Here is a 26,278-nt window from a genome sequence, read left to right as displayed (position 1 = left end):
CCACCTCCACCGCGCTCGCTCATGCCGTCAGGCTCCCCCGTCGACGGACGCCCGCCGCTCGCCCACGATCTCGGCGACGCGCTGGGGCGTGCGGTGGGTGAACAGTTCGCGGGCCGAGAAATCGACTCCGAAGGTGGACCGCAGCAGGGCCGCGACCCGGGTGGCGACCAGCGAGTCGCCGCCCAGATCGAAGAAACTGTCGTGCGCTCCGACGTGGGCGACGCCGAGGATCGACCGGAACGCCGCCACGACGGCGTCGACGACCTCGTCGCCGGTGCCGTCGCCGGTGCCGTCCCCGGCCGCCGCGCCGGCCACGACCGCGGCGGGCGCGGCGTCCGGCGGCGGTGCCACCGCCCCGCCGGCGCGCTCCACGAGGTACGGGACGCGGGCGAACGGGTACGGCGGCAGGTCGACCAGGCGCCCGGCGCGCGCCCGGCGCACGGGCGTGCCACCGGCCCAGACCTCGCCGAGCGCGGTGAGGGCGCACTCCAGGTCGTCCTCCGGTGAGGCCGGGTGGGGCAGGCTGTTGACGAACTGGTGGTGCGGGCCGGCCGCGGGATGCTGGCGGCCCAGCGTGCTCAGCGTCGTGCCCGGACCACACTCCACCACCGTCCAGTTCCCGCTGGCCAACAGCGTGCCCAGGGCGTCGCTGAACCGCACGGTCCGCCGCAGGTGGCGCAGCCAGTACCCGGGGGTGACGATGTCCTCGGGCGCGGCCCAGTCGCCGGTCGTGTCGGAGATCACCGGGCACTGCGGCGGGCGCAGCGTCAGCTCGGACAGTACGGCGGCGAAGCTGCCGAGAACGGGCTCGACGAGCGAGGAGTGGCCGGCCGTGGCGATCCGCAGGCGCTGCGTGCCGATGCCCCGGGCGTCGAGGTCGGCCTGGAACCGCTCGATCTCGTCGACCGGCCCGGACACGGTCGTGCGGGCCGGACCGTTCACGGCCGCGACGTCCAGCGTGGCCGGCAGCACCGCGAGCACGTCACGCTCCGGCAACTCGACCCCGAGCATCGCGCCGGTCGTCACGGAGCCCAGCAGGGCGCCGCGCTCGACGACGAGGCGGACCGCGTCGGGCAGGGACATCACGCCGGCCGTACACGCGGCGGCGTAGGCGCCGAGGCTGTGCCCGAGCACGGCCCCCACCCGCACGCCGTGCGCCTGCCACCACCGCGCCAGCGCGTACTCGACGGCGAAGACCGCCGGTTGTCCCCAGGTCATCGTCGACAGCGCCCGCGCGGCCCGCTCGTCACCGTCGCGGGCGAACACGAACCCCGTCAGGTCGCCGTCGAGGTGCCCGGCGACCAGGGCGGCGACCTCGTCGAAGGGCTCGCGGAACGCCGGCTCGTGGCGGTACGTCGCCGCGGCCATCCCGACGCGCTGCACCCCCTGGCCGGGGAACAGCAGCGCCACGTCGCGGCCGGCGGCCGCCGTGCGCGTCCGCACCCGTTCGGGGTCGCGGCCGTGCAGCAGGTCGATCGCGTCGGCCCGGTCGCGGCAGACCACGACCCGCCGCACCGGGTGGGTCACCCGGGTGTGGTCGAGGCTCGTGGCGAGGTCCGCGGGCCGCACGTGTGGATGCTGTTCGAGGTGGCGGGCGAGGGCCAGGCCCAGCCGGTCGGCGGCGTCGCGGTCGGCCGCGCTGAAGGTGAGCAGCTCCGGCCCGTCCCTGTCCACAAGGGGTGGGGCGGCCGGTCGCGGCGGCGGCTCCTCGAACACCAGGTGCGCGTTGGTGCCGCCGATGCCGAGCGCGCTGACGCCTGCCCGGCGGGGCCCGGCCGGCACCTGCCAGCGCATGCGGCTGGCGGTGACGACGAACGGCGTGGCGTCGAAGTCGATGTCGGGATTGGGCTTGGTGTGGTTGAGCGTGGCCGGCAGGTGACCGTGGTAGAGGGACAGCGCGGTCTTGATCACCGACACGACGCCCGCGGCGGCGTCGGTGTGCCCGACGTTGGTCTTGACCGACCCGAGCGCGCAGAACCCGGTGTCGGTGGTGTCCTGTCGGAACGCCTTGGTCAGCGCCGCGACCTCGATGGGGTCGCCGAGCGGCGTGCCGGTGCCGTGAGCCTCCACGTACGTGACCGTGCGGGCGTTCACCGCCGCCGCCCGCTGCGCCTGCCGGATCACCCGGGCCTGGCCGTCAACGCTCGGCGCCGTGAACCCGATCTTGTCGAGCCCGTCGTTGTTCACCGCGCCGCCCAGCAGGGTCGCGTAGATGCGGTCGCCGGCCTCCAGCGCGTCAGCCAACGGCCGCAGGACGATCAGCGCGGCGGCGCTGCCGCCGACCGTCCCGTCGGCGTCCGCGTCGAAGGCGCTGCACCGCCCGCGCGGCGACAGGATGCCCCCCTCCACGTACATGCCGGTCGGTGGCGGCACGTGGACGGTCGCCCCGCCGGCCAGGGCGACGTCGCACTCGCCGTTGAGCACCGCCTGCGCGGCGAGGTGGATCGCCACCAGCGACGTCGAGCACGCGGACAACACCGTGCAGACCGGGCCGCGCAGGCCGAGCCGGTGCGCGACCCGGGTGGTCAGGAAGTCACCGCCGGTCGACAGCCGGATCTGCCACGGGTCGAGGAACGGCAGCCGGCCGAGGTTGGACTGCAGGACCTGGGGATAGCTGGTGATACTGCCTCCGGCGAAGAGCCCCACCGATCCGGCGTACCGGGCCGGATGGCAGCCCGCGTCCTCCAGTGCCTGGTAGGCGACCTCCAGGAAGACGCGGTGCTGCGGGTCGAGCATCAGCGCCTCGTTGGGCGTGTACCCGAAGAAGGGCGCGTCGAAGCAGTCGGCGTCGGCCAGCGCCCCGTACCGGTCGGATTCCGGGCCGCCGTCGGGCGCCGTCACCGCCTCGACGCCGGCGCACAGGTTGGCCCAGAACCCGGCGACGTCCGCGGCGCCGGGAAACCGGCCCGCCATGCCGACGATGGCCACCTGGTCGGCCGGGTCGGGCCCGTCCCACAGTCGCGGATCGGGCCGCCCGCCCGTGCCTCCGCCATGCCACACCTCAGCGGTCATCGGTACTCCCTCCCCAGCTGGTGACCTGCTCCGCGCGGACCTGCCGGAGGCGGGCCGCCCGCCCCTCGCGCGATCCGCGCCGCCGCGCGGACGGTTCGTCGAGGGCCGCGTCGCCCGCGCCCGCCGTCGCCGTGCGTACGCGCGCCGCCAGCGACCGGATCGTCGGATGCTCGAACAGCGTCGTCAGCGGCAACTCCACACCCAGCCGGGCGGCCAACAGGGCCTGGACCTCGGCGAGGTGCAGCGAATGGCCGCCCGCCTCGAAGAAGCCCACGTCCGGGTCGATGTGGGGCAGGCCGAGCACCTGTCGCCAGCACTCGGCCACGGCCTGCTCGGTGCCGTCGGCGGCGCCGATGAACGCCGGCGCGGCGGTGACGGTGTCGTGCGCCTGCGGCAGCAGCGGCACGTCCACCTTGCCGTTGGCCGTCATCGGGATCCGCTCGACGGCCACGACGTGCCGGGGCAGCCAGCCGGCGGGCACCACCTGCGCCAGCCCGCGGCGCACCTGGGCCGGATCGGTGGCGTCACCCACGACGTACGCCACGAGGTGCGCGTCGTCGGCCCGGTCGGTCGGGCACACCATCACGTGCGCGGCGCTGATGCCCGGCTGCCGCAACAGTTCGGCGGCGATCTCCCCCGGCTCGACCCGTTGCCCCCGCACCTGCACCTGGTCGTCGACGCGGCCGGCGAACTCGATCCCGTCGTCGCCCCACCGGCCCAGGTCGCCCGTGCGGTACATCACCGCGCCGGGCTCGGCGCCGAACGGGTCGGGCAGGAACCGTTCGGCGGCCAGGTCGGGCCGGCCAAGGTAACCCTGCCCGACGCCGGGCCCGCTGAGGTACAACTCCCCCACGTCGCCGCGCGGCACCGGGACCAGGTCGTCGGTGAGGAGGTGGATGCGGGTGCCCGGGACGGGCCGGCCGATGCTCGGCGGCCCGTCGCCGTCGGGCGCGACCGGCCCGGACGCCACGAACACCGACGCCTCGCTCGGCCCGTAGTTGTTCACCAGCACGAACGGCAGGCCCGGCGCCGGACGCCGGACGAGCCGGTCGCCGCCGGTGAGCAGCAGCCGCAGCCGGCAGCCGGTGGCCGGCCACGGCAGGGCCAGCAGCCGCTCCGCCAACACGGTCGGTACGAACGCGACGGTGACATCCCGGTCGAGCAGGAAGGCCCGCAGCCGCGCCGGATCGAGCACGACGTCCTGCGCGACGACCACGAGCGACCCGCCGGCCGCCAGGGTCGGCCAGATCTCCCACACGGAGGCGTCGAACCCGGGCGAGGCCACCAGCGCGACCCGGTCGGCCGGCGACCTGCCGAACAGCGCGTGGTCCACCTCCACCAGGTACGCGAGGTTGCGCTGGTCGATCAGGACGCCCTTGGGCTCGCCGGTCGACCCCGACGTGAAGACGACGTACGCGAGGTCGTCGGGCAGCACGTCAGGTCCGGCGTCGTCGACCGGGTCGGCGCCGGGCACGAGGTCCACGTCCGCCTCGGTGAGCACGGTGCGGACCTCCGCCGTGGCGAGGATCCGTCGCTGCCGCTCCGGCGGCAGCGACGGATCCAGTGGCAGATACGCCCGGCCGGCACGGTGGGCCGCGACGACGGCGACGACGAGCGCCGCCGATCGCGGCAGCACGACACCGACCGGCACCTCGACCCGGTCGTCACCGGCCGGCGCGAGCCGCCGGGCGAGCCGGCCGGCCGCGTCCCACAGCTGCCCGTACGTCAGGCGGGTGACGCCGTCGTCGACCGCGGGCGCGTCCCGGTCGGCGAGCACCCGCTCGCGCACCAGGTCGATTGCGTACCGGACGCCGGTCCGGACCGGGGAGAGGTGCGTGGTGGTCATGCGCTCGCGTGTTCCTCCGTCGGGGACGGTTGCGGCTGGGCGTCCGGCAGCCGGCGCGGCGTCCCGACGAACGCGATGGCGGCGACCACCGCGGTGGTCACCCCCGCGACGAGGAAAGCCAGGCCGGTACCGGCGCCGAACGCGCTCGTCACGGCTGTGGTCAGTTGCTCGGTGCTCCAGCCCGCGACGGTCACGTCGCGGCCGTTCACGATGGCGTCGATGACCCCGGACAGGTCGGCGGCGCTCACCTGACCGGCCAGCCGGTCGGTCAGGTCGGCGACGAACCGCGCCGCCTGCAGAGTGCCCAGGGCCGCGATGCCGATGACGGTGCCGAGCTGCAGCGACGTCTCGACGGTGCCCGACGCGACGCCGGCGCGCTCCGGCGGACTGCTTGCCAGCGCCACCGCTGTGACGACGGGCAGGGCCAGGCCCCAACCGACGCCGATGAGCAGCACGGCGGGCACCAGGACGAGGTAGGACGTCCGCGGGCCGGCGAACGAAAGCCCGACCAGTCCGACCGCCCCGACCGCGAGCCCGGCCACCAGCAGCACGCGCGGGCCCACGGTGGGCATGAGCTTGCCGGTCACGCCGGCGGCGACGCTCAGCGCGACGGCCGCGGGCATGAAGCCCAGCCCGGCGCTGAGCGCGTTGAAGCCGAGCACCTGCTGCAGGTACAGGGAGAGGAAGTAGAACGACGTGGACAGGCCGAAGCCGAGGACGAAGCCCGCGACGCTCGCGGTGCCGAAGGCCCGGTCGCGGAACAGCGCGAGGTCCACCATCGGGTTGGCCACCCGCCGCTCCACCACCACGAACGCGACGGCGGCCAGCACGCTGCCGACCAGGCACCCGACGATGACCGGCGAGGTCCAGCCGAACGACCGGCCCTCGATCACCGCGAACGCGAGCAGCAGGACAGCCGCCACGCCGAGCAGCATGCCGGGCCAGTCGAACCGGGTCCGCGCGCCGGCGGGCGGCCGCGGCAGCAGGACAGCCACGAGGACGGCCACGACGATGCCGAGGGGCACGTTGATCCAGAAGATGGACCGCCAGCCGAACGCGTCCGTCAGCCAGCCGCCCAGCGGCGGGCCGAACGCGATCGCGGCCCCGCTGAGCCCGCCCCAGGCGCCCAGGAGGCGCGCCCGCCGGGCCTGGTCACCCGCGAGATGCGAGATCATCGCCATCGCGCCGGGGACGAGCAGCGCGGCCGCCACACCCTGCACCGCCCGGCCGGCGATGAGCAGCCCGACGTTGTCGGCCACGGCGCACATCACGGAGCCGACTGTGAAGGTCGCGATGCTCACCAACAGACCGGCCCGGTGACCGAGCCGGTCGCTGATCGTGCCGCCGACGAGCACCAGGCTCGCGAAGCACAGCGTGTACGCGTCGAAGAACCACTGCAGTTCGCTCAACCCGGCGTGCAGTTCGAACCGGATGGCGGGCAGGATGATCGCGCTGATCGACAGGTCCAGCATGACCAGGAACGACGCGATGAACACGGTCGTCACGGCCAGGGTCCGGCGGCGGGACGTGCGGATGTCGTTCTCGTGGGGCATCAAGAATCTCCTCGGGCGGAGCAGCTTCGGACGGTCACCGATCGACCTGGGCGACCGGTGGTTGGCCGCGCGCTGTCGGCCCCCGTGCCGCGTGGTCGGCGGGCACGGGGACTAGCCGGATCCGGGTCGGGATGTCGGCCCCGTTGGCGCGCTCGCGCAGGTGCGTTCGAACGCGCGCGACGGTCGGCGGTGGGTACGCCGCGGCATCGACCCGCACGACCGCCACGGCGACGAGCGCGCCGCCCCGCCCGGTCTCGGCGGTCACGGTCGCGTCGCACACGCCCGGCAGGTCGCGCAGCACGCGTTCCAACAGTGGGACGTCAAGCAGGCCATGATCGGTGGCGAGCCACCGGCGGCCTGACGGCCCCAGCAACCGTACCGTTCCGTCGGCGTCGGCGCGCGCCGTCCACGGCAGCGGGCGCGCCGACCCGCCGCCGTCCGACACGCTGAGCACGCCGGCCACGCCCGCTCGCAGCGGGTTACCCGCGGGCGTGGTGATCCGCCAGCGGTTGCCGCCCGCGGGACGCAGGACGGGCGGGTCGCGTGGGTCGTCGGCGGGCGCCAACCAGCCGAGCCGCGTGCCGTCCACATCGTGGAACGGAACCTCCACAGTGGAAGGTGTACGACGGTGGCCCGCCAGTTCCTCCAGCACCACGCACACGTCGTCCAGGAACGCCGTCGCCTCCGCCGGGCCCATCCGGTGCGGCCGGTAGTCCAGCCGCAGCACCGCGTCGTCCGTACCGCGCCGGAACTGCAGCGTGCGTTCGAACGTCGTCGAGGTGTTGGGGGTCAGGAACGTCCACCGGGTCTGCACCCCGTCGACGTCCACCGACAGACCCACGGGCGGGCGCGGGAACGACAGCCCCACCTGGGTCAGTAGCCGGCGCGCCGCTCCCGGCCGGGCCAGCCGGCCCGTGAGCAGGCTGAACGGCACCCGGCGGTACCGGGCGAGCCGGCCGGCGGCCCGCGCGGCGGACGCCAGCAGCGCCACGTTGTCCACGCCGGACAGCCCGTCGAGCGCCACGGGCACGACGTTGACCTGCATACCGGCGATCTCCCGCGTCGCCTCGTCGCTGACGTCGGCGGCGACGGCGAGGGGCACCATCTCGTTGCCGTACTCGAGGTGCTGGCGGGTCACCGCCGCCATGAGCAGGGTGAACAGGCTCGTCCCCGCCTCGCTGGCCCGCTTGCGCAGCCGCTCGACCAGATCCTCGTCGAGGCGCCGCTCGGGCGTGCCGCGCACCGTGTCGGCGCCCGGGTGGCGGCCCTCGGGCAGCGCGAGCGGCTCCGGTTGGCGGCGCAGCACCTCCGCCCAGTACGCCACCGCCTCGGCGCAGGTCCGATCGTCGGCCTCGGGCAGCACCAGCCGCGGCACCGGGTCCAGCACGGCCGACCCGGTGCGCAGGACGCTGTTGAGCGCATGGGCGAAGTCGCGGGCCACCACGAACTTGCTGCGCCCGTCGAAGCCCACGTGGTGGACCGAGAAGACGAGGCTGCTGCGGTCCGGCGCATGGACCAGGTGCAGGAACCGGATCGGTGGCTCGCCCTCCAGGTCCCATTGGCGACCGGCCTCGTGCTCGGCCGTCCACGCCGCGACCGTCGCCTGTTCGGCGCCGGGCGCGCAGGGCAGGTCGTCGGTGCGCAAGCGCAGGGCGCCGGGCAGCTCCAGCGCCGTCTCGCGCAGCACCCCGTCCTCCCCCAGCCGCAGGACCGACCGCAGCGCGGCGTGCCGCCCGACCACCGCCAGAGCCGCCGCCCGCAAGGCCGCGGTGTCCGGCAGCGGCCTGCCTGCCGCGGTGAGCGTGACGGCGAAGTAGCCGGCGCTCAGGGCGGTCGGGTCGCTCTGCTGCTCCAGCCAGATGGCCCGCTGCGCGTAGGTGGCCGGCCGCCCGGCGACCGCGGTGACGCTCATCCCACGACCGTCGCGGTCCGGGCGGCGCGGCGATCGGCCAGGTTCTCGGCCACCTGCCGGGCCACGGCGTCGCGGTCGATCTTCCCGCTGGGGGTGCGGGGCAGCTCCGCCAGCACGGTGATCGACGCCGGCACGGACACCTCGGGCAGCGTCGCGGCGAGCGCGGCGAGCAGCCGCCCGGTCGCGGGCGGGTCCTCGGGCCGGGTCGCCACCACGGCGGCGCGCAGCGAGCGGGCACCGGACGGCGACGTCACGACGACGCTCGCGGCGGACGCCACGTCCGGGTCGGCGAGCAGCTGACTGTCGATCTCCAGCAGGTTCACCCGTACTCCCCTGATCTTGACCTCGTCGTCGCGGCGGGTGAGGAACGTCAGCGCGTCGCCGTCCAACCGCACCAGGTCACCGGTGCGGAAGGCGCGCCGCGACCCGTGTGCCGACGGCTCGATCGCCAGGAACCGCTCCGCGTCCAGCTCCGGCCGCCCGAGGTAGCCGGCCGGGACAGGACGGCCCGCGACCAGCAGCTCGCCGACGGCCGGGTCGCCGTCGACGGGATCGACGAACACCTCGCAGCCGGGCAGCGGGCGGCCGATCGGCGGCAGGTCCGGCCAGGCCGCCGGATCGGACCCCAGGATGTGCGCGGTCACCATCGCGCACTCGCTCTGGCCGTAGTGGTTGACCAGCCGGCACCGGGGCAGGGCGGCGAACAGCGCACGGATGGCCCGCGTGCAGACCAGCTGCTCGCCGGCCACGTTGACCTCGACCAGCGTCAGCCGGCGCAGGTCCTCGCCGGTGGCCGCCGTGGCGAGCATCTGCAGCGCCACGTACGGGAGAAAAAGGCGTTCGACGCGGTGGTCACCGAGCAGCCGCAGCAGGTCACCCGGCTCGCGGCGCATCGACTCGGGCACGACGACGAGCGTGCCGCCGCCGTACAGCGTGCCCAGCGTCTCCTGGAAGAACACGTCGAAGTTCAGCGGCGCGAACTGCGCCGTACGCAGGTCGGGCGCCGGCGAGAACGTGGCCTGCCACTCGACCATGGTGTCGAGGCACTCGTGGGCCACGGGCACGCCCTTGGGCCAGCCGGTCGAGCCGGAGGTGTAGATGATGTACACGGGATGGTCCCCGGGCCGGTCGTCCGGGCGCCACCACCAGCCCCCGTCGGCGACCGGATCGTAAGGGCGCACGCCGGCCGGGTCGGGCACGGTGACCACGGCCGGGGCCGGCGACAGGCCCTCGGTGGCGCGCCGGCCCGCGGCGCCGTCCGTGTCGAGCACGACCACCGGCGCGCTGTCGGACACCATGTGGGCGAGCCGACGCTGCGGGTACTCGCGGTCGAGCGGCACGTACACCGCGCCGGTGCCGATGGCGGCGAGCATCGACGCCACGGCCGCACCGCCGCGCGGGCAGGCCACCGCGACCCGGTCACCGGGGCGCACGCCGTGCGAACCCAGTACGGCGGCGATGTCGCGGGCCCACCCGAACAGCTGCGCGTAGCTCAGGACGAGGTCGCCGTCGATGACGGCGTGCTGGTCCAGGCACGCGTGGGCGGTGTCGCGCAGAACCGCGACCAGGGAGGGCGGGTCGCTGGGGCCGCCCCACAGCGACCGGCGGGCACCGGCGCCGCCGCGGGCGGCCAGAAACTCGGCCAGCTCGGCGATGGTCGGATGGTCGAAGAGGGACCGGACGCTCACCGCCTCGCCGGTCGCGGTCCGCACGCGGGTGACCACCTCCGTGGCCACCATGGAGTCGCCGCCGAGGTCGAGGAAGTGCTCGTCCGGGGCGATGTCGTCCAGACCCAGCACGTCCTGCCAGATACCGGTGAGGGTCCTGATCCATTCCTGATCAGCCATGGTGTTCCTCCTTCGGGGCCCAGCGGTGCCACGTGACGTCCAGCGCGGCCTCACGGGCGGCGACGGCACGGACGAACGCATCGGCGAGGTCGCGGGTGGCCGCGGCCGAGTACAGCCGCGCGTCGGTGAGCAGGTGACCCTCCAGGCCGCCCGCCCGGGGGTGCAGGTGCAGTTCGAGGTTCAGGCGCACGCAGCGCGGCTCGATCCGGTACGGCGCGACCGTCAGGCCCGCCAGGTCCGGTACGGGCGGGCGCGCACCCAGGCTGAACGTCGTCTGCACCAGCGGCGCCACACCCGGTTCCCGGCCCACGCCGCTCGCCGCGACGATCTCCTCCAGCGGCACGTCGGCGTGGTCGAACGCGGCCAGGCAGCGGTCCTGCACGTGCGCGAGGAGGGTGTCGACCGTGGCCGCGCGCGGCGCGGTGATCCGGATGGGCAGCAGGTTGACCAGGCATCCCACGACGCCGTCGGGGACCCGTTCGTCCCGCCCCGCCCAGGGCAGCCCGATCACGACCTCGTCGGTGCCGGCAGCGGCGGCCAGCACGGCCGCGTGGACGGCGAGGAAGGACATCAGCGGCGTACAGCCGTGCCGGCGGCCACGGGCGCGCCACCACTGCGCGTCGGCCGGGTCGACGAACACGTCCACGACGTTGGCGCCGGCCGGGCCGGAGCCCGCGCGGTCGGGTCGCGGCCGGCTCGCGGCGGGCGCGCCCGCCAGGACGCCGCGCCACGCGCCGAGCGCGGCGGCGTCGTCCACGTCCAACGGCCGCCGCCAGCGGCGCGCCTGGGCCGCCGCGACGTCGGCGTGCGCCGGCGCGACCGGCAGCCGCGGCTCGCGGCCCTCGACGAGCGCGCGGTAGGCCTGCGCCAGCTCGGTCACGAGGATGCCGAGCGAGACACCGTCCACGGCGATGTGGTGAAACGTCAGCAGGACCAGGAACCCGGCCTCGCCCACGGCGCGCACGTCCACCGCCATGAGAGGTCCCGTGCCCAGGTCCATGCGCTGGCACCGGCGCTCGTACACCCAGTCGGCGAGCGCCGCCCGCCCGGTGTCGTCGTCGCCCGCGAGGGCGGGCCAGTCGTCGCGTACCGGGTCGGGCCAGTCGGCGCGCGGGAACGAGTACACGCCCGTGGCGTCGGACCGGTAGACCGTACGCAGGCTGTCGTGGCGGCGCATGAGCTCATCGACCGCGCCGCGCAGCGCCGCGCGGTCCAGCGTTCCGCGCACGTGCCAGGCGTGCTGCACCCGGTAGCCGGGGTCGGCGGGGGCGAGCCGCTCGCTGAACCACATCCGGCGCTGGGCGCTGGACAGGTCCGTGGCGATCGACGCGGTCATACGCCCGCTCCCTCAAGGAGGGCGTCGGCCGGCTGGGCGCCGTCGACCCAGGCGGGGACGCGCTCGTCGACCCCGTCGGGCGTACGGCGCAGCTCGGCGTCGAGGTCCTCGGTGAGGACAGCCAACCGGCGCAGCGCGCGTCGGCTGTGCAGGTCGCACAGGTCCTGCGTGTCATATCCCGCCGCGGCCGCGGATCCGGTACGGGCCAGGGTCAACGCCGTGGTGAGCAGGTCTTCCATGGCGCGGCCGGTCAGCGTCACCAGCCGCTGCCGCGCGGCCAGGGCGGCCGGGTCGGGGTGGGCCGCGACGGCCCGGTCGAGCAACGCGGCGACGCGTGCCGCCGCGTGCTCCAGCCCGTCGAGGTGGGCGGCGTTCGTGGCGGACAGCCGCCCGGCGAGGTCGGCCCGCGCGGCCGGCGCGGCGCTGTCCGCGGCCGGCACCCGGCCGGTGTAGCGCGGCGCGAGGGCCACCGCCGTGGCGGTGCGCTGGCGCAGCAGTACCTCCGTTCCCCCGGCGATGCGCAGCCCCCGCACGTCGCGGTGGATCTGCTCGACCGGTTCGCGGGGCAGCCCGCGGGCCGCCTTGCTGCGAGCGCGCTCCCAGCCCTGCGCCGCCGTCGTGGTCATGGTGTGCTCCGCGACCCGCCATGCCAGCTCCGCGCTGACCGTCTTGATGACCGCCTGGTCGGCGACCAGGTGGGCGCGATCGGTGCCGAGCATCGCCCACCGGGCGGCCGTCTCCAGCGCGAAGCCGTCGGCCATCGCCTCGGCGGTCATCCGCCGCGGCTCCTCGTAACCGGTCAGCCGCACGCCGTCGACGTGTCGGCGGCCCAGGTACGCCCGGGTGATCGTGAGGCACTCGCGGGCCGAGGCCAGCGCAACCGGCGTGACGATGTGCAGCCGGCCGGCGGCCAGCATGGACACCAGGGCCGGCGACATCCGGTCCCCGTCGTCGGGTACCAGCTGGTGGGCCGGCACCGGCACGTCGCGCAAGCGCACCGCGGCGTTGACGTAGCCGCGCAGGCCCGGGTACTCGTGCCGGGCCACCACCGCGAAGCCCGGCGCCGGCAGGTCCACCACGAACAGGCGCGGCCGGCGGCCGTGCTGCGCGGTCACCAGCAGCAGGTCCGCGACCGCGGCGTTGCCGATGTAGGACTTGTCGCCGGTCAGCCGGAAGCCGTCGGCGGTCGGCTCGGCCCGCGTGAACCGGTCGCGGTTCGCCGCGCCCTCGGGCTCCGTGTCGGCCATGCCGGTCACGGCACCGGCCCGCAGCCGGGCGCGCACGTGCTCGCCGAGCGGGCCCGCGCCCAGCAGCGGCTCGACCGCCGGCGCGCCGATCCCGTTGTGCACCCCCAGCATGAACGCCGCCGGTCGCCAGTAGCCGGCCGCGGCCGTGAGCACCCGCTGGGTGTTCAGCGGCGACAGCCCTGCGCCGCCCACGGCCGGCGGGCCCACCAGGTGCAGCAGTCCGGCGGCGTGCAGCGCGGCGGGCAACCCCGCCGGCCAGGTGCCCGCCTCCTCGGCGCGGACCGGATCGACCACGTCCCGCAGGACGCTGATCATCCGCCGCGCCGCGTCGTCGCCGAGTTCGACCTCGGCGCGGTCCTGGACGGGAAACGGATGCAGGGCGTGCCACGGGACGGCGCCGCCGGTCAGGCTCGCCACCACGCTGGTCGTCCCCGCAGCCAGCAGCGCGGTCGCGGTCATCGCTCGCCCGCGGACACGGACGCCGCCTGGTCCGCGCCGCGCACGAGCCCGGCCGCGCCCATGTGGTCGACCAGGCCGTGCAGCAGCGTCGACGGCGACCGCCGGAAGCTGTCGACCAGCCGGTCCCGCACATCCTGGGTGAGCTCCTGGCTGAGCTTGAAGTGCCCGTCGACCGACTGGACCCGGAAGCCGAACGCGCCCACCCCGGGCAGGATCCGGCGGAGGTACTCCATCGACGGGCCGGGGTCCCAACCGGTACCGAAGCGCTCCTCGCAGATGCGGACCGTCTCGAGGATCACCTCGAGGGTCGGGTCCCCGGCCTCGATCGGGTGCACCGTGCCGTGGACGTGCACGGTGATGAAGTCCCACGTCGGCGCGGCCGGCGTGATGTCGTACACGGTGGGGCTGACGTAGCCGTGCGGACCGCAGAACACCAGCGTGGCCGGGTCGCCGTCGGCGAGCGCCCCCCAGTGCGGGTTGGCCCGGTTCAGGTGCGCGAGCAGGGTGGTGCCCACCAGTTCGGGTCCCGGTTCCGGGTCGATGCACAGCAGGTGGGTGATGAGCGGTCGCCACGGCCCGTTGGACACCAACTGGCACAGCGGGTTCTCGCGGACGACGCGACGGACCCGCTCGCCGTCGTCGACGCGGTAATGGTCTGGAACGAACACGATGCCCTCCTCGTCTTGCTCAGCGCGGCGCGGTCGCCAGGGACTCGTCCGGGTGGCGCAGGCTCTCGGTCAGCGCCTGGGCGATCTCACCCGCCCGTACCGCCACGTTCGACAGCAGGACCGACGACAGGCCGTGGCTGCGCTCGGCGGCGCCCTGGACGTAGATGCCGCAACGCAGCTGGGGCTTGGTGCGGACCCGGTAGTTGCGGCCGATGTCCACGCCGCCCTCCTCGTCGAGCCGGCAGTGCTCCAGCACCGGCTCCAGCAGGTCGCGCGGATCGACGGGGCGGTACCCGGTGGCGAACACGACGATGTCGCACGTGAAGGTGGACGCGCAGCCCAGCGCGAGGTTGTGGACCGTGACGTCCACGCCCATCGGGGTCTGCTCGCAACTGGTCACCCGCGACACGTTGTGGAAGTGCAGCCGCTGGTCGTGGGCGACCTTCTCCTGGTAGCTGCGCTCGAACAGCTCGGTGATCAGATCAAGGTCGACCACCGAGTAGTTCGTTCCGTCGTGGTAGCGGCGCAGCATGTCGCGGACCTGCGGCTCGGCCTGGAAGTGCACGTCCACCGCGTCCGGGTCGAAGATCCGGTTGGCGAACGGGCTGTCGTCGGCGACCGAGTAGCCGAACCGGGAGAACACCGAGTGCACCTGCGCGTTCGGGCACACCCGGTGCAGGTGGCCCGTCACCTCCGCGGCGCTCTGCCCCGCCCCGACGACCAACACGGTACGGATCTCGTCCGGTTTGATGTCGCCGAGACGGTGCAGCAGCTCCGAGCTGTGCCAGACGCGGTCGGACAGCGCCACGCCGGCCGGCACCCACGGCTGCAGGCCGGCCGCGAACACGACGTTGCGGGCGCGGTGGCGGCGCAGCCCGCTGCCGTCCACCCGGCGCACCACCACGTCCAGTTGGTCGATGCCGTCCCCGGCGGTCACCGGTTCGATGCGGACGACCTCCGACCCGTACTCGACGACGTCCGTGAACCGCGCCGCGGCCCACTCCAGGTAGTCGTGGAACTCGACCCGGCTGGGAAAGAAGTTCTTGCAGTTGATGAAGTCCACCAGCCGCCCGCGCTCCTGCAGGTACGTCAGGAAGCTGTACCGGCTGCGCGGGTTGCGCATCGTGACCAGGTCCTTGAGGAACGCGATCTGCATCCGCGCGCCGTCGAGAAGCATTCCGCGGTGCCAGCCGAACTGAGCCTGCTGCTCCACGAAACGCACCCGGCCGCCGGCGCTGCCGAGGTCGCGCAACCGGCCCTGCTCCTCCAGCGCGATCGCCAGCGCCAGGTTGGCCGGCCCGAACCCGACGCCGATCAGATCGATCGTCTCGGGATCGCCGTACTGACCGTTCATCACCACTGCGTGCCCTTCTGTCATGGACGCTGATTCACCGGGGACGACCTGCTCAGAAGGCGAGCCGGACGCCGTACCGGTCGAACCAGTCGTTGAGGTAGAGCGCCATTTCCATGCTGAAGCGGTTGACGACCGAGGCCGTCGGGCCGTCGGGGTCCTTCACGTAGGCCCGGGCCACGTCGAGGTCCAGCAGTTCGCGTACGGGCGCCGACGTGTCGGCCAGCAGCGCCGACACCCGCTCCCGCAGCAGGTCGTTGTACCGGGGGTCGGTGGTGGGCGGGTACCCGGCCTTCTGGCGGAACAGCACCGACGCCGGCAGCAGGTCGCGTACGGCGGCGCGGAGCAGGCTCTTCTCCCGGCCGTCGAACGTCTTCATCGCCCACGGCACGTTGTAGACGTACTCGACCAGCCGGTGGTCGCAGAACGGCACGCGGCCCTCCAGCGCCGCCGCCATCCCGACGCGGTCCTTGCGGTCGAGGATGATGCGCAGGTACCCGGTCATGTTGAGGTGCGTCATGACCCGGGCGCCGCGGTCGGTGTCGCTCTCACCGGCGAGCGTGGGCACCCCGGCGACCATGTCGGCGTAGAGGTCACGCTCGAAGGTGTCGCTGTCGAGCTCCTTGACCAGGTCCTCGCGCAGCAGCGCGGTGTTGCGCAGCTGGTTGCGCCCGACCATCCGGCGCGCGAACTCCAGCCAGGGCAACGTGCCGGCCGTGTAGTAGTGCTGGTCGTGCGACCAGGCGTACCCGCCGAACAGCTCGTCGGCCGCGTCGCCGGTCAGCGACACGGTGCACGAGCGGCGGAACTGCCGACACAGCAGCAGCAGCGACGTGTCGAGGTCGCCCAGGGAGGTCGGGTGGTCGCGGGCGATGAGGACCTCCGACCGGGTGGCCGGGTCCATCAGCTCGTCGGTGCCCACGACGACACGGGTGTGGTCGGCGCCCAGGTGCTGCGCCATGCGGGCCACGAACGGGTAGTCCGGCGTCGTGCGTACCTCGTCGGGGGTGAAGTCGTCGGCGTGGCCGGCGTAGTCCACCGAGAAGGTGCGCAGCGGCCCCTCGCCCTTCTCGCGCATCACCCGCGCCGACAGCGCGGCGATCGCACTGGAGTCCAGGCCGCCGGAGAGGAACACGCCGACCGGCACGTCGGAGATCAGCTGGCTGCGGACGCTCTCCTCCAGCAGCTCGCGCACCGTCGCGACGGTGGTGTCGAGGTCGTCGGTGTGCTCGCGGGCCGGCAGGGTCCAGTAGGTGATCTGCTGCGAGCCGCCGCGACCGATCCGGCGGATGGTGCCCGGCAGCATCTCGTGGACGCCCTTGAAGATGCCGTTCTCCGGCCGCTTCACGAACGTGATCACCGCGCGGAAGCCGTCCAGGTCCACCTCGGGTGCGACCCTCGGGTGCTCCAGCAGCGCCTTGAGCTCCGAACCGAACACGACGCCGCCGTCGAGCTCCGCGTAGTACAGCGGGTAGATGCCGAAACGGTCGCGGATGAGGACGAGTTCCTCGGTCCGCCCGTCCCACACCGCGAAGGCGAACATGCCCACGAACCGCTCCGCGCACGCGGGTCCCCACTGCAGGTAGGCACGCAGGACGACCTCCGTGTCGCTGGACGTCTCGAACCTGTGCCCAAGTCCCACGAGTTCGGTGCGCAGCTCGACGTAGTTGAAGATCTCGCCGCTGTACACCAGGGCGACGTCGCGCCCGTCGGCTTCGCGGGACACCATGGGCTGCCGGCCGCCGGCCAGGTCGATGACCGACAGCCGACGCAGGCCGAGCCCGACCCCGCCGCGGACCCAGGTCCCCTGGTCGTCAGGGCCGCGCCGGTGCAACGAGCCGCACATCCTGTCGAGGATGTCCGTCAGGTCGCCCTCCCGCTCTCGGAAGTCGACCAGACCAGCGATCCCGCACATACGCTCAACTCCGTTCTGTGATTCTCGGGGGCCGCCCCGCGAGGCAAGGGTGGATTGCCGCCGCGCGCGGTCGCGGGCAGCAGCCCGGCGGCCTCGAACGCGTCCGCCGCACCGGGCAGGTCCACGACGTCGTGGGCCAGGAACATGCGGATGGTCTTGCGGGCCGCGCGGCGGATGTCACCGTGGATCCGCTCGGTCGGGTAGGTCTCCCCGATCGTCTGGTCGACCGCCGCGGCGCTCAGGCCGGCGGCCGACAGGCTGCGCCGCACGGCGCTCAGATCGGGCGCCAGGCAGGCGGTGATCATCGCGGGCAGGCTCCGGGCGGCCAGTTCGCGCTGCCGCGGTTCGAGCACACCCCACAACCTGTTGAAGAACACCGAGAAGTACGCGTGATGGACGCGCTCGTCGGCCGCGTGGTCGGCGACCACCTGCCGGATCGTGGGCACCACGGTCTCGTCCAGCGGGATGTCCGTCAGCAGCTCCGTGACCACCGTCTCGAACACGACCACCTCCAGGAGGTGGTCGAGCCCGGGCAGCACCGCGCCCAGCTCGCGACCCGCGGCGCGCAGCCGGTCCATCACCGGCGCGAAGTCGTACGGCAGGGCGGGGATGCGGCTGGCGCGCTCCACCTGGTTGAGCAGGTCCACGCCGGACACCGCGTGGTAGGCCTCGTCGCAGTAGATCTTCCAGCCGTCCAGCCGCAGCTGCTGGGGCAGCCCGAGCTCCAGCTCGTCCAGCGCCACGATCCGGGTCCCCCGGTTGACCACCTGGGCCTCGAGGTTCACCACGAAGAACAGGTAGTCGTAGAGCCGGCGAGCGACCAGTTCCTCCTGCCGTTCCATGGGCAGCTCCGCGACGAGCGGATGGTCCAGGTACGGCATGAGCTTGCGGGGAAAGAGGCTCAGCCCTTTCTCAAGCTCCTCGGTGAGCAGCCGGTGCGGCATCGCCCGCACGCCGGCCCGTTCGTGCCAGGACGCCAGCAGCCCGTCCGGGAAGGTGTTCCACGGCCGCTCCGGCGCCGCCGGCCGGGGGGCCTCGTCGAGAATGGCCAGCGTCTGGCGGATCTCGTCGTAGCCCTCGACGACGAACCGGTGCGCGTCCGCCGACAGTGTCGCCTCGTGGGCGACCCCGCCGGCGGTCACGGTCCCCTCGGCCAGGTCGATGGTGAGGAGTGCGGTCGGGTCCTCGCGCACCTGGTCCAGGAGCTGATCGAGGGTCTCCCGGGACACGACCACCGGCGCGAGCCCGTTGCGGGCGGCGTTGCGTTCGAAGATCTCGCCGAAGCCGACCGCGAGCACGGCCTCGTACCCGAGACCCTGCAGCGCCCATACGGCGTGCTCGCGGCTGGAGCCGCAGCCGAACGTGTCGCCGGTGATCAGGATGCGCGCGCCCTGGTAGCGGGCGTCGTTGAGCACCGAGTCCGTCGGCGTGCCGTCGGGGTTTCGGCGCCAGGTCAGGAAGGCGGCGTCCGCCAGGCCGGCGCTGTCGACAACGAGCAGCTCGGACTGGGGCGCGATCACGTCCGTGTCGACGTAGTCACGGCCCAGCGGCATGGCCCTGGCCTCGATGCGGGTCATCGGGTCACCTCGCCGGGGTGGGCCAGCCGGCCGGTGATGGCCGAGGCGGCCACGGTCGCCGGGCTGGCCAGGTGGGTGATGGCGCCCGCGCCCTGGCGACCCTCGAAGTTGCGGTTGGAACTCGACACGCAGCGCTCGCCCCGGGGGATCGTGTCGCCGTTGATGGCCACGCAGGACGAGCAGCCCGGCTCGCGCCAGAGGAATCCGGCCCCCACCAGGACGTCGCGGATGCCCTCCTCCTGCGCCTGCTGGGCGACCCGACGCGAGCCCGGCACGACGACCGCGCGTACGGACGGCGCGACCCGGTGCCCGGCGACCACCGCGGCGGCGGCGCGCAGATCCTCGATGCGCCCGTTGGTGCACGAGCCGACGAAGGCGTGCTGCACCTCGACGCTGCTCAGCTCCTGCCCGGGCGCGAGGCCCGCGTAGGCCAGCGCCGCCTCGAAGGCCCGGCGCTGGTCGTCCGGCACACTCGTCGGTACGCGGCCGTCCACGTCGGCGACGTGGGACAGGTTGGTGCCCCACGAGACCTGCGGGGCGAGCCCGTCGACGTCCACGGTCGCGGCCACCGGCGCGGCGGTGACCGCCCGCGTCAGTTCCTCGGTCGCGGCGCGCGCCCCGGCCAGCCGCTCCGGCGTGAGCCGCTGCGCCAGGTACTCCCAGGTGGTCTCGTCCGGCGGGATGAGCGCCGACCGGGCGCCCAGCTCGGCCGCCATGTTGCACAAGGTGAAGCGCTCGGCCATCGAGGTTCCGTCAATGTAGGGTCCGCTCCATTCGATCCGGCGGCCGACGCCCCAGCGCGGCGACAGCTCGCCGCACACGCGCAGGACGACGTCCTTGGCCCCCGCGCCCGGACCGGGAGTGCCGGTGACGCGCAGCCCGACGACGGGCTGCACCGGGGTCCACACCGCCTGGGTGGCCAGCACGTGCGCCACCTCGGACGTGCCGATGCCCCAGGCCAACGCGCCCAGGGCGCCCAGGGTGGTGGTGTGGCTGTCGCCGCAGACCACCACCTGCCCGGGCAGCACCCGGCCCGATTCGCTGACCGACACGTGCACGATGCCGTGGTCCGCGCTGTCCAGCGGGATCTCCTCGATGCCGGTGCGGGCCAGGTTCGTGGAGAACACGTCGAGCATGCGCTGCGCGCGCGGGTCGTCGCTGCCGGTACGCCGCGGCACGGTGGACACGACGTGGTCGGGAATGCCGACCGAGCGGGACGGGTCGCGCACCGGCAGCGCGCGGTCCGCGAGCATCGTGAACGCCTGCGGCGAGGACACCTCGTGCAGGACGTGCAGGTCGACCGAGAGCAGCAGGCGGGGCCCGTCCCGGTGGCGGGTGGCCCGGTCAACGACCGCGTCGGTGTAGGTGGTTGAGCTCATCGCCGTGCCTCCGCCATCTGCTCCGGGGAACGCCCGGCCGCGAACTCGGCCAGTACGCGTTCCTGATCCGCGTGCTGCGGCCGGCCGGTGTGCCGCACCGTGTGCCGGCTGCGGGAAAAGTCCATGCCGATGCCGGGCATGAGCACCGCCCCGACCCCGTCGGGGACGGCGGTCAGCGACCCCCGCGCCGTCGCGTGCGGGTCCGCGGCGAGGTCCGCGGCCGTCAGGACGGGAACCGCCGGTATCCCGGCGGCGAGCAGTCCGGCCAGCGCGACCTCTCGGGGGCGCGAGGCGATCCAGGCAACGAGCCGGTCGTGCACCTCGGCCGGGTCGCGCACGGCACCCCGGTCGCCGGGCTCGGCCAGCCCCAGCAGCGCGGCGACCGCGCGGCCGGTGGCCTCACTGTGCGCCGACAGGGCGACCCAGCCGCCGTCGGCCGCGGCGAACATGCCGCGGACGTGCCCGCGCGCCGCCGGAGCATCCGGGTCGGCGGCGGCGTCGCGCACCACGTGCCCGCCGAGCACACCCAGCAGCGGCTCGTACAGGTTGACCTCGACGAGCTGACCGAGCCCGCTGCGCTGCCGCTCGTGCAGGGCCGCCAGCACCGCCACCGTCGCCTGCAGGCCGGCGACCGAGTCCGCCAGCCCGGTGGGTGGCAGCCGCGGCCCGTCCGCGTCTCCGTTGAGCGCGGCGAAGCCGCAGTACGCCTCGGCGAGCGTGCCGAAGCCCGGCCAGCCCTCGCGCGGGCCGCCCGCTCCGAAGCCGGAGATGCGCGCCACGACCAGCCGGGGATTGACCGCCGCCAGATCGTCGTAGTCGAGACCCCAGCCCGCCATGGTCCCGGGCCGGAAGCTCTCCACGAGGACGTCGGCGGCGGCCGCGAGTCGCAGCAGGTGTGCGCGGTCGGTCGGGTCGGCGAGGTCGAGGCTCACCGTCTCCTTGTTGCGGCCCACGTAGGCCCACCACGCGCTGCCGCCGTCGCCGACCGGGCGGCCCATGGACCGCACGGGATCGCCGGCGCCGGGCCGCTCCACCTTCACCACCCGGGCGCCCAGGTCGGCGAAGATCCGCCCGACCGTGGGGCCGGCCAGGATGACCGACAGGTCGAGCACCAGCAGTCCGTCGAGGGCTGCGCCGCTCACCACCCCACCTCCAGTCCGGACGCGGCGACGAGCGGGAAGACCGTGTCCTGCAGGCGGGCGAGCTGCTCGTCCGGGCGTCCGACGGGCAGCACGTAGAGCCGCTGGACCCCGGCGCGGGCGAACGCCATGAGCCGTTCGGCGCAATGCTCGGGGGACCCGACCAGGGTGCGCCGGCGCAGGTCCGCGGGCGCCACCTGGAGGAAGTTCGACAGCACGTCGTCGATCAGGTGGTCGGCCTCCGCCGCGGAGTCGGTGACGTGCTGGAAGCAGGTGGAGGCGGCGAACCCGAACGGATCGGTGGGCGCCTGCCCGGCGCGCTCCGCCCGTGCCTGCCGGGCCAGCCGTACGGCGCGGGCCATCGAGTCCGAATCCGCCATGTACGCCGAGAAGAGCAGGCCGTCGCCGAACTCGACCGCGCGCCGCACGCCCGCGGGCGACCCCCACGAGGCCACCCAGAGCTCGGATCCCGGGGCGGGCCCCGGCGTGAGCGGGTCGTCCAGCCGGTAGTACTTGCCGTCGTAGGTGCCCGGCGCCGGGTCGCACAGGCTCGCCCGCAGCAGGCCGAGCGCGTCCTCGAACCGTTCCCAACGCTGGTGCGCGGGCACCTCGGCCAGGTCGAGGTCGCGCAGCGACGAGCCGGCCGCCACGCCGGCGATCAGTGGGCTGCCGGCCAGCCGGCTGATGGCGGCCAGGGCCTTCGCCGTGACGGCCGGTCCGCGCACGGTCGGCAGGCATGCGGCCGTGACGAGCCGCCGCCCGGGCAGCCGCGCCGCGGCGAACGCGAGCGCCGCCAGGCCGTCGAGCCAGGGCACCCGAAAGGCGACGTGGTCGCTCGCCGCGAGTTCCTGAACGCCCAGCTGTTCGGCCACCTCCAGCAGCCCGCTCAGGTCGTCGCCCGTCAGAGTGGGTGATCCGTACCCGAGGTCGAACAGCGGAAGGTGCAGGCCGAGCGTCAGGCGGGAGGCCGTGTCCGTCACCGCGCCGTCTCCCGCAACGAGTCGCGGTACAGCTGGGTGAACTGCTCCGGCTGGTTGTACCGCGCGGGGCTGGGGTCAAGCGAGAAGCGCTCGTACATGCGCTCGAGCACGTCGTCCGAAATGGACATTCCCAGTGCCGAGCCGACGTGGCGAAGGTTGGCCCGGCCGGACGCGCCGCCGAGCAGGATCCGCCGCTCGCGCCCGACGACCTCTGGGTCGACGAACTCGTAGCAGACCGGGTTGTTCATCATCCCCTTGGCGTGGATCCCGGCCGCCGTCGAGAAGGCCAGGTCGCCCAGGAGCGGCTTGTGCTTCCACGGGCGCTCGCCGATCACGTCGAGGACGGCGTTGGCCGCCTCGACACACCGTCGCGGATCGAGTGCGGTGCGGAAGCCCAGCGTCTCGCCCCGGTAGTGGGTGAGCACGGCGAGTTCTTCCAGCGGGGTGTTGCCCGTGCGCTCCCCGATGCCGGCGAGGGTGCACTGGACGCCCGCGGCGCCGGCCTGCAGGCCGGCGACGGCGTTGGCGAGGGCGAGCCCGAGGTCGTTGTGACAGTGCAGGGTCACGCCGGCGGCGTCGCCGACCCAGTGCAGGGCCGCGCGCACCCGCGCCGCGACGTCCTCGGGTACGCAGCCGCCGACCGTGTCGGCCAGCACGAAGAGGGTGGCGCCGGCGTCCAGGCCGGCCTCGACCATGGGACGCAGGTACTCCGGCGAGGCCCGCAGGGAGTCCTCCAGGCCGACCGAGAGGTCCCGCACGCCGGCCTGCAGGCTGTAGCGGCAGGCCTCGACCAGTTCGGCCCGCGCCTCCTCCCACGTCTGCCCACGCTTGTGCTCGGCGTGGATCTCCGAGCCCGTGACGAGCAGCTGCAACTGGAAGCGCTCCGCGGACCGGACCGCGTCCAGCGCGGTGTCGATGTCCTTGGGAGTGGCGCGTGCGAAGACGGTCACCGCCGCGCGCGACGACCGCCGCGACACCTCCTGCACGAATTCGTGGGTCGCTGGCGACGACGCGGGAAAGCCGACCTCGATGTAGTTGACCCCGGTCGCGTCGATCAGCTCGAAGAGGCCGACCTTCCGGTCGATCGGCATTTCATTTCCGGGCGCCTGCTCGCCGTCCCGCAACGTCGTATCGAGCACAGACTTGAGCGTCACAACATCCCCCAGAAATAGCCATTGATAATGCATTTGCGCAACCCGTAGCGACGCATGTATGACATGCGTCGATCCACGCAGAAGTGGGGTTTGACAGGTCGCGCCGACGCACTATGACCATTGAACTTCGTCATACTCCCCGTGGACTCGGAGAAACATACATGGTCGATCCCGCCACAGACAAGAGATCATTAATGGAGAGCGTCACGGGCGGCTTGGCCAGCACCGATCGTTCATTCTGGCTCCCGGGGTCCTAGGACTGTGGAGCATTACTCAGAGCTGCGTATCCAACGGGAATTGGCCATCCGGATCGGCTAACGGTCCTAGGACCTATCGCCGGCCCGCCACGAATAGTCACGTGGTCCACATAATGAGAGCAGCGGTCATCGACTTCGCCATTCGGCCCTCCCGCCATTAACAAGGAAGGTGGGAAAGTCCTAGGACTGTGACCCCTGTCACAGGCGTGGAGAACATCAGCTGTCCCGTAATCGGCGCCCGGCTATACATGGGATTCGGGTAAGCTGCCCGTCGATATACGGACCGTACGGATGGACCTCGACTCTGGCGCTTCCCGCGGGCGGCCGAGCCCGGCGGGACGCCCGAGATCGCGCACGCCTACCACGTCTGGCCAGATGCCGGGGCCGGAATTCATCGCACCGCCGGGCGGGTACGGAAGGCCTCAACCAGCGACCGGCCGACCGGGATGGTGGCGGGCACCTGAGCCAGGCGATCAGCGTCCCGGTATCGATAGGCTTCCGTACCGAGGCAGTGATCGACGTACAGTTGCACGCCCGCTGACGGATCGGAGAGCGTGTTTGGCCGTGGGCAGACATTCCGCAGCGAAGGTGAGGCAGGAGCAGGACGCGCACCGGCGCCTGCCGTGGTTCCCGCGCGAGCCCGGACCGCTGGCACTCATCGCCGTCGTGGTGCTCGTCATAGCGTGCGGCGCGTGGGCCTTGACCGACATGGGTCGCGAGAAAGGTCCAGCCGACATGGTGACCGGCGACGGTGCGCCGACGGCCGCGTACGTCCCGACAGCGCCGCTGGAGGTCCCACCGTCCGAGGCGTCTCCGACGAACCCAGACCCGTCGGACGGAACGCCGCCGAGCGAATTGCCGCCGAGCGGAACGCCAACAGGTGCAACGCCGACGAACGGAACGCCGACGCGGGGCGGGACTCCGGGCCCGAGAGCTGGCGGTGCCGTAGGCTCGCCGACCAGGGCCCCGACCACCACGCAAGCAGCCCGGCCGGTTCCCACGCCCGCCGCCGCGCCCCGCCCCACCGCGACCCGGCCCAGCCCGACCGCCACCAAGCCCACCACCGCGACCATGGCAGGGACCTACTCACTCGACGTCGTCTGGACAGGACGCTTCCAGGCCTCGGTGCTGCTCCGCAACGGCACTGCCAGCAAGCAGACCTGGACCGTCCTGCTCAGCTACGGCACCGGAATCACGGCGAACGCCGCCGCCTGGGTCGACGGGGCGCCATCGCCCAAGGTCAGCCGAACCGGCAACGCCTGGTCCTTCACCGCCAGCGCCCCGCTGGCCGCGGGAAGCAACCAGACGCTGCGGATACAGTTCGACATCTCGGACCAGAGGGCGCCCACGTCGGTGTCATGCACGGTCAACGGACGCGCCTGCGTCATGTCCTGACAACAGATCATCGACCGGTGACGCGCCCGACAGGAGCAGGAGCTCGCTCCGCCGCCGGCCGATTGATCTCCTCCGAGAGAGCCAGCTCACGACACGCTAGTTTGGGGCGTCCCCCAAACAGAGGAGATCCCCGTGGGCAAAGTGGTCATGTACAGCTCGGTGTCGGTGGACGGCTTCATCGCGGACGAGAATGACCAGCCCGGACCGTTGTTCGACTGGTTGTCCAGCGGTGATGTCCCGTTGGACGACAGCGGCATGCTGAAGGTGTCGCAGACGTCCTATGACTACACCCGGCCGTACTGGGACGAGATCGGGGTGACGGTCGTCGGCCGCCACGTCTTCGACATGACGGACGGCTGGGACGGGAAGCCGCCGAGCGGGATTGCCCACGTGGTCGTCGTGACGCACCGGCCGGCGCCCGAGGGCTGGGACCCCGAGGCGCCGTTTCACTTCGTCGAGGGGGTCGAGGCGGCCGTGGCCAAGGCGCGGGAGCTCGCGGGCGAGCGCACGGTCGAGGTCGCGGCTGGCGACGTCGGTGGCCAGGTGCTCGCCGCCGGTCTGATCGACGAGGTGCGCATGGACGTCGTACCCGTCGTGTTCGGGGCCGGCAAGCGCTACTTCGGATCGGTCCACGCGCAGCACATGCTGGAGGATCCTGACGTTGCGCTGCAGGGCAACCGGGTGCTTCACCTGCGCTACCGGGTACGCCGTTGACGATGCGGTCCCCTATGGTCCGGCTGACCTTATCTATGCGTCAGGGTGACCGGCCTCGCACCCGTCGGTCGAGTTGTCGGCGTGGCCGCACGCCGCTTTGAGCAGGAGCCGGCGGAAGTCCAGCCGCTCCTTTTCGTCCAGCGCGGCGAGGACGACGGCCTCCGCGGCCGTCACCTGCCCGCAGAGCGTGGCGATCGCCTCGCGCCCACCGGCGGTCGCGATGATCTGTCGCTGCCGGCGGTCGGCCGGGTTGGGCCGGCGCTCGACAAGATCGGCCGCGACCAGATCGTCGATGAGGTAGGTCATCACGGTGGGGTCGATGCCGAGCCGGTTGGCCAGCGCGAGTTGGCTGGGCTGTTGCCGGCTGACGACCTCGCACAGGGTCTGGTAGCCCCGCACACCATGCGGAAACTCGCCCATCGTGGGTGGAAGGCTCTCGCGGTACGCGCGAAGCAGCGTTCCTAGCGCCCAACCAAGGTCCGGTTCCGTCATGGGAACAGAATAGCCCACCTCCATTGTTAAGCAGATCATCTGTGC

The 26,278-nt window shown here is 73.3% G+C and carries 18 protein-coding genes; 2 read left to right on the top strand and 16 right to left on the bottom strand.

Annotated elements, in window-relative coordinates; all coding sequences use genetic code 11:
- Window positions 1-27: 27 nt before the first annotated feature.
- Genes ABD191_RS21865 through ABD191_RS21795 form a run of 15 tightly spaced genes read right to left on the bottom strand, consistent with a single transcriptional unit; the run spans window position 28 to window position 23,375 of the window.
- Window positions 28-3,012, bottom strand: a complete 2,985-nt coding sequence (locus ABD191_RS21865; protein WP_344085160.1) for a type I polyketide synthase — start codon at window positions 3,010-3,012, stop codon at window positions 28-30.
- The gene (locus ABD191_RS21860; protein ID WP_344085157.1) at window positions 3,002-4,858 is read right to left on the bottom strand and encodes a non-ribosomal peptide synthetase; all 1,857 of its coding nucleotides are present in this window, start codon (window positions 4,856-4,858) and stop codon (window positions 3,002-3,004) included. The genes ABD191_RS21865 and ABD191_RS21860 overlap by 11 nt, the downstream gene beginning before the upstream one ends.
- Window positions 4,855-6,411 carry an MFS transporter gene (locus ABD191_RS21855; RefSeq protein WP_344085154.1) on the bottom strand — a complete coding sequence of 519 codons (1,557 nt, stop codon included), beginning with the start codon at window positions 6,409-6,411 and terminating at the stop codon, window positions 4,855-4,857. The genes ABD191_RS21860 and ABD191_RS21855 overlap by 4 nt, the downstream gene beginning before the upstream one ends.
- Window positions 6,412-6,445: 34 nt before the next feature.
- Window positions 6,446-8,323, bottom strand: coding sequence for a condensation domain-containing protein (locus ABD191_RS21850; protein ID WP_344085151.1), 1,878 nt, complete (start codon window positions 8,321-8,323; stop codon window positions 6,446-6,448).
- A complete protein-coding gene (locus tag ABD191_RS21845) occupies window positions 8,320-10,170 on the bottom strand; it encodes an AMP-binding protein (protein ID WP_344085147.1) in 1,851 nt (616 codons plus the stop codon). The genes ABD191_RS21850 and ABD191_RS21845 overlap by 4 nt, the downstream gene beginning before the upstream one ends.
- On the bottom strand, window positions 10,163-11,506 hold the full coding sequence (locus ABD191_RS21840) for a condensation domain-containing protein (protein ID WP_344085144.1): 1,344 nt from the start codon (window positions 11,504-11,506) through the stop codon (window positions 10,163-10,165). Before ABD191_RS21840 ends, ABD191_RS21845 begins: the two co-directional genes overlap by 8 nt.
- Entirely contained in the window at window positions 11,503-13,212 is a 1,710-nt protein-coding gene (locus tag ABD191_RS21835) for an acyl-CoA dehydrogenase family protein (RefSeq protein ID WP_344085141.1), read from the bottom strand. The genes ABD191_RS21840 and ABD191_RS21835 overlap by 4 nt, the downstream gene beginning before the upstream one ends.
- Complete coding sequence (locus ABD191_RS21830; RefSeq protein WP_344085135.1) at window positions 13,209-13,880, bottom strand: FMN-binding negative transcriptional regulator; 672 nt, start codon at window positions 13,878-13,880, stop codon at window positions 13,209-13,211. Before ABD191_RS21830 ends, ABD191_RS21835 begins: the two co-directional genes overlap by 4 nt.
- Before the next feature lie 19 nt (window positions 13,881-13,899).
- Entirely contained in the window at window positions 13,900-15,234 is a 1,335-nt protein-coding gene (locus ABD191_RS21825; protein ID WP_344085132.1) for a lysine N(6)-hydroxylase/L-ornithine N(5)-oxygenase family protein, read from the bottom strand.
- A gap of 52 nt (window positions 15,235-15,286) precedes the next feature.
- A complete protein-coding gene (gene asnB, locus ABD191_RS21820; RefSeq protein ID WP_344085129.1) occupies window positions 15,287-17,146 on the bottom strand; it encodes an asparagine synthase (glutamine-hydrolyzing) in 1,860 nt (619 codons plus the stop codon).
- Window positions 17,095-18,723: a 3-isopropylmalate dehydratase small subunit gene (gene leuD / locus ABD191_RS21815; protein ID WP_344085126.1), complete on the bottom strand. Its 1,629-nt coding sequence runs from the start codon at window positions 18,721-18,723 to the stop codon at window positions 17,095-17,097. Before leuD ends, asnB begins: the two co-directional genes overlap by 52 nt.
- Window positions 18,720-20,102 carry an aconitase family protein gene (locus ABD191_RS21810; RefSeq protein WP_344085123.1) on the bottom strand — a complete coding sequence of 461 codons (1,383 nt, stop codon included), beginning with the start codon at window positions 20,100-20,102 and terminating at the stop codon, window positions 18,720-18,722. Before ABD191_RS21810 ends, leuD begins: the two co-directional genes overlap by 4 nt.
- A complete protein-coding gene (locus tag ABD191_RS21805) occupies window positions 20,099-21,244 on the bottom strand; it encodes a CaiB/BaiF CoA transferase family protein (protein WP_344085120.1) in 1,146 nt (381 codons plus the stop codon). The genes ABD191_RS21810 and ABD191_RS21805 overlap by 4 nt, the downstream gene beginning before the upstream one ends.
- Window positions 21,241-22,221 (bottom strand): LLM class flavin-dependent oxidoreductase, encoded by a 981-nt coding sequence (locus tag ABD191_RS21800; protein ID WP_344085117.1) that lies wholly within the window; start codon window positions 22,219-22,221, stop codon window positions 21,241-21,243. The genes ABD191_RS21805 and ABD191_RS21800 overlap by 4 nt, the downstream gene beginning before the upstream one ends.
- The gene (locus ABD191_RS21795) at window positions 22,218-23,375 is read right to left on the bottom strand and encodes a LeuA family protein (protein WP_344085114.1); all 1,158 of its coding nucleotides are present in this window, start codon (window positions 23,373-23,375) and stop codon (window positions 22,218-22,220) included. The genes ABD191_RS21800 and ABD191_RS21795 overlap by 4 nt, the downstream gene beginning before the upstream one ends.
- A 1,328-nt stretch (window positions 23,376-24,703) precedes the next feature.
- Between ABD191_RS21795 and ABD191_RS21790 the strand changes: the two genes are divergently transcribed.
- Both ABD191_RS21790 and ABD191_RS21785 read left to right on the top strand, forming a co-directional pair.
- Complete coding sequence (locus ABD191_RS21790; RefSeq protein WP_344085111.1) at window positions 24,704-25,027, top strand: cellulose binding domain-containing protein; 324 nt, start codon at window positions 24,704-24,706, stop codon at window positions 25,025-25,027.
- 132 nt (window positions 25,028-25,159) lie between these two features.
- Window positions 25,160-25,741: a dihydrofolate reductase family protein gene (locus ABD191_RS21785; RefSeq protein WP_344085109.1), complete on the top strand. Its 582-nt coding sequence runs from the start codon at window positions 25,160-25,162 to the stop codon at window positions 25,739-25,741.
- Between the two features lie 33 nt (window positions 25,742-25,774).
- On the opposite strand, the gene ABD191_RS21780 is transcribed toward ABD191_RS21785, so the two are convergent.
- The gene (locus tag ABD191_RS21780) at window positions 25,775-26,233 is read right to left on the bottom strand and encodes a MarR family winged helix-turn-helix transcriptional regulator (RefSeq protein ID WP_344085106.1); all 459 of its coding nucleotides are present in this window, start codon (window positions 26,231-26,233) and stop codon (window positions 25,775-25,777) included.
- Window positions 26,234-26,278: the final 45 nt, after the last annotated feature.

Origin of the sequence: Luedemannella helvata, assembly GCF_039528415.1 — a bacterium.
Classification (GTDB): domain Bacteria; phylum Actinomycetota; class Actinomycetes; order Mycobacteriales; family Micromonosporaceae; genus Luedemannella; species Luedemannella helvata.
The sequence above is the reverse complement of the archived record's forward strand: the minus strand, read 5'-3'. Positions and strand labels throughout refer to the sequence as shown.

What these genes read in the sequence shown, in the direction of transcription:
- ABD191_RS21780 (WP_344085106.1), bottom strand. Translation starts at nt 26,233, where the DNA reads ATGACGGAACCGGACCTTGGTTGGGCGCTAGGAACGCTGCTTCGCGCG.
- ABD191_RS21860 (WP_344085157.1), bottom strand. Translation starts at nt 4,858, where the DNA reads ATGACCACCACGCACCTCTCCCCGGTCCGGACCGGCGTCCGGTACGCA.
- ABD191_RS21790 (WP_344085111.1), top strand. Translation starts at nt 24,704, where the DNA reads ATGGCAGGGACCTACTCACTCGACGTCGTCTGGACAGGACGCTTCCAG.
- ABD191_RS21845 (WP_344085147.1), bottom strand. Translation starts at nt 10,170, where the DNA reads ATGGCTGATCAGGAATGGATCAGGACCCTCACCGGTATCTGGCAGGAC.
- ABD191_RS21840 (WP_344085144.1), bottom strand. Translation starts at nt 11,506, where the DNA reads ATGACCGCGTCGATCGCCACGGACCTGTCCAGCGCCCAGCGCCGGATG.
- leuD (WP_344085126.1), bottom strand. Translation starts at nt 18,723, where the DNA reads ATGACCCGCATCGAGGCCAGGGCCATGCCGCTGGGCCGTGACTACGTC.
- ABD191_RS21850 (WP_344085151.1), bottom strand. Translation starts at nt 8,323, where the DNA reads ATGAGCGTCACCGCGGTCGCCGGGCGGCCGGCCACCTACGCGCAGCGG.
- asnB (WP_344085129.1), bottom strand. Translation starts at nt 17,146, where the DNA reads ATGTGCGGGATCGCTGGTCTGGTCGACTTCCGAGAGCGGGAGGGCGAC.
- ABD191_RS21865 (WP_344085160.1), bottom strand. Translation starts at nt 3,012, where the DNA reads ATGACCGCTGAGGTGTGGCATGGCGGAGGCACGGGCGGGCGGCCCGAT.
- ABD191_RS21835 (WP_344085141.1), bottom strand. Translation starts at nt 13,212, where the DNA reads ATGACCGCGACCGCGCTGCTGGCTGCGGGGACGACCAGCGTGGTGGCG.
- ABD191_RS21855 (WP_344085154.1), bottom strand. Translation starts at nt 6,411, where the DNA reads ATGCCCCACGAGAACGACATCCGCACGTCCCGCCGCCGGACCCTGGCC.
- ABD191_RS21810 (WP_344085123.1), bottom strand. Translation starts at nt 20,102, where the DNA reads ATGAGCTCAACCACCTACACCGACGCGGTCGTTGACCGGGCCACCCGC.
- ABD191_RS21825 (WP_344085132.1), bottom strand. Translation starts at nt 15,234, where the DNA reads ATGAACGGTCAGTACGGCGATCCCGAGACGATCGATCTGATCGGCGTC.